The sequence below is a fragment of the Paraburkholderia bryophila genome (genome assembly GCF_003269035.1).
Lineage (GTDB): Bacteria > Pseudomonadota > Gammaproteobacteria > Burkholderiales > Burkholderiaceae > Paraburkholderia > Paraburkholderia bryophila.
Genome location: NZ_QLTK01000073.1, coordinates 1 through 2258 on the forward strand (window position 1 = coordinate 1; position 2258 = coordinate 2258).

At 56.4% G+C, this 2258-nt stretch carries 2 protein-coding genes; one reads left to right on the forward strand and one right to left on the reverse strand.

The features are described 5' to 3' along the window. Window positions 1-313: 313 nt before the first annotated feature. Window positions 314-970: an aspartate/glutamate racemase family protein gene (locus BX591_RS35760; protein WP_111936005.1), complete on the forward strand. Its 657-nt coding sequence runs from the start codon at window positions 314-316 to the stop codon at window positions 968-970. Between the two features lie 109 nt (window positions 971-1079). On the opposite strand, the gene BX591_RS35765 is transcribed toward BX591_RS35760, so the two are convergent. After that, window positions 1080-1529 carry an NUDIX domain-containing protein gene (locus BX591_RS35765; RefSeq protein ID WP_244147213.1) on the reverse strand — a complete coding sequence of 150 codons (450 nt, stop codon included), beginning with the start codon at window positions 1527-1529 and terminating at the stop codon, window positions 1080-1082. Between the last annotated feature and the right edge of the window lie 729 nt (window positions 1530-2258).

Consider the following 2258-nt stretch of genomic DNA (forward strand, 5'->3'; position numbering starts at 1 on the left):
TCTTCACCTTCTATGAATCGCTTCATCCGGTCACCCATGCTGAATGAGTTAATCCAGTTTAGGCGATCAGCGCGTTTTCACACAAGCTCGACCCTGAACGGACTCCCACGCGCACCGGAAACGGCCATTGACGCTCCTGTTGTCGGCGGGCTTCAGGCGGCCATTAGTCAAGGGAGGTATCAAACATACCGGTAGGAGAAGTTGCCTTGTTAGGCGGGCGGGGCGTTGGAATAATGCCCGTGAGTCAACTGGCTAGACCACGGTCGCGGAAGCGACGAACCTGACATAAGCAATCTAACGAAGGTAACTGGTAATGCGCATATCGCTTTTGCACACGATTGATGGCAACAGGCGTGTATTCGAGGACGCAGCCAACAATCTTGGCCTGCGGGTCGAAGATCTCCGCCATGAAGTCCGGCCTGACCTCCGTGAGGCCGTCCAACGTGCGGGGAAGTTTTCAGCCGATTTGAGGGCGCAGACGAATCGTTGCCTCTTGGGCCTGGCGGCCGACTCAGATGCAGTCATCCTGACCTGCGCGACGCTTGGGCCGGCTGTCGAAGAAATTGAAAGTTCGCCAATTCCCATTGTGAGAGCAGATGCTGCATTGGCCGCTGCAGCAGGGAAAGTTGGCGGAAAAATCGCAGTGTTGTGTGCCGTTGAGTCGGCCATCGAGTCAACCAGACGACTCTTCGCTCAGCACGCGAGCGACATTGCTACGTCAGTGGAAGTCATCCACGTTGCGCAGGTGTGGGAGCTATTTAAGAATGGTGACATCGACGAATGCTTCGCTGCTATCGCAGCATCAGCAAATGAAGCATATGGAACAGGCGCAACCGTTGTCGCGTTCGCTCATCCCTGGATGGCACCGGCGGTCAACCTCGCCCGCAAGGGAAGTCGACCGCTCGATAGCGCCCATGTCGCGTTGCGCACAGTGATGCAGCAGATCGGCGGCCCCTCTCTCGGCATCTGATATTCGAACGCGGTGTCCGATTGTCGATGAGCTTCAATGCAACGTCGAATGTCTCAAACTGGCCGGACTCGGAAGTCCAGTCGAGCGGCGACGCCGTCCGGGGGCGTGCTTAGAACGCGCGAAACAATTCGCCTTTCGGATACGGTAATGCCAGCTCCGGCATTTCATGCCTTCCGAAATACCGGGTGGATTTGGTTTCGGTGTCGCTGGGAATTCCGGAGCCATCGATGATCCTGCACTGAAATAGCGTCACAACGTATTCAACCTGATCGCCGTTGGGATACGTGTACCGGAACGCTCGGCCGCCGAAGACGCCGAGAATGCCATGAATGTGGATGGCATATCCGGTCTCTTCCATCACCTCCCGAGCAATTGCTTCCTGTGGGCTTTCGCCCAGTTCAATTCCCCCAGCCGGCAAACTCCAGGCCTCACCCGAAGACTTCTCTTGCAAGAGCAGCCTGCCTTGGTGATCGTGGATTACGGCTCCGAAGGACGAGCTCAGTATCAAACCATTGCCGACCTTCTTTCTTAACCAGCCGATGTAACTCTCGTTGCTCAAAATGCCACCCGCATAGAAAGGTCGAACCGCTTAAAGAGATATCGGACCGTCAGTATTGGAGGCGATTGTCGCGGGTCTGAATGGCCTTGCCGAACGGCCGAAAGTGGCCGAATCTAGCTCCCTATGGCGCTGTCGCTGCACCAGTCGAGTCAATGGTGACACAAAAGTACAGTCGATCCGTCGTTCCTGCACAGCTTTCCAACCATGCCGTTGCGGCAGCTGTGATTGTCCGACGACAGAAGTCGGCAGCCTCCGCTATCGTAAGATGCTCGAGACTCGTAGTTCCCTGCGGCGCGTCCCCGTGGCCGACCCGCCCATCCGAAGACTGAATCCATCCCTCCCAGCCCAAAATCTGGATCTGGTGTTTCGCACAGTGGTCGATCGCAGCGATAGCCGCATTTAGTGGAAGTACGATTTCCCGCTGCGAAATCGATTGCAGCGCGAGTTCGCGCGGCAGAGCTTGCAACTGCATCATTCGGTGCGCTCTTTCGGTTTGGACTTGCCGACATTGTCAGCAATCCAGCCGACGAAGTCGAGCGTCCGGTTGTGGCCGAGCCTGTGTGGAAACTCAGTTTTGGCTCTGAGGGCGAGGTTGCCGGTCGGTCGATAAAGCTAGATGCGTTTCGCTTGCGCTAATCAAACATCCGCGGGCGCAAGAAGCCCCTTGAGGCTTCAGCTTGCAGTCATCCTCATCGCCTTCATCATCCCGGCAACCCCAAGTATATTCAT

What these genes read in the sequence shown, in the direction of transcription:
- BX591_RS35760 (WP_111936005.1), top strand. Translation starts at nt 314, where the DNA reads ATGCGCATATCGCTTTTGCACACGATTGATGGCAACAGGCGTGTATTC.